The sequence below is a fragment of the Kitasatospora nipponensis genome (assembly GCF_039528135.1).
Classification (GTDB): Bacteria; Actinomycetota; Actinomycetes; order Streptomycetales; family Streptomycetaceae; genus Kitasatospora; species Kitasatospora nipponensis.
Window position 1 is genome coordinate 1 of the sequence record NZ_BAAALF010001091.1, and the last position, 535, is coordinate 535.

At 71.2% G+C, this 535-nt stretch carries 1 pseudogene; it reads right to left on the minus strand.

The window, feature by feature from the left end:
* Positions 1–157 precede the first annotated feature (157 nt).
* Positions 158–388, minus strand: a pseudogene (locus ABD323_RS45040) (hypothetical protein); the annotation flags it as partial.
* Positions 389–535: the final 147 nt, after the last annotated feature.

Consider the following 535-nt stretch of genomic DNA (forward strand, 5'->3'; position numbering starts at 1 on the left):
CCGTCGATCCCTGGCGTTTCGGGCGACGGTCGCCACCCGGTGCCCGTCGTCAACTCGACGGGGGAGTCGAAGAGATGAAGCTACGTACGGTCGTGCCCGCGGTCGGCGGACTGGCCGCAGTGCTGCTGCTCGCGGGCTGCGGCAGCGACGGCCCGGCCGCGGCCGCGCCCAGCCCGAGCGCCAGGGCGGCCCAGGTGACCTGGTCGGGGGTGACCTCGGTGTGCCGATCGGTCCAGCGGACCAGCCGCAGGGCCACCGGGTCCACCAGGAGCACCGTCCACCACGAGTCACGTCCCTTGCAGACGAGTTCTCTGAGCTCCGCCACCGTGATGTTCTCGCAGGTACCGGGTGGTTCGTTGGACCGGATCGCACGGTCAGCGGTCGTCATGCGAAGGACCTTAGGTGCCGTGGCGCGGAGTTCCGGGAGCCTCACACGATCGAAGTCGTGTCGTGCGGCGGCCTGCCGTATGCCGGCGGTGCGGGCAGCGCCCGCGCCGTTGCTGACAGGCGGGTCATCGCCTGGTCGAAGTCGCGG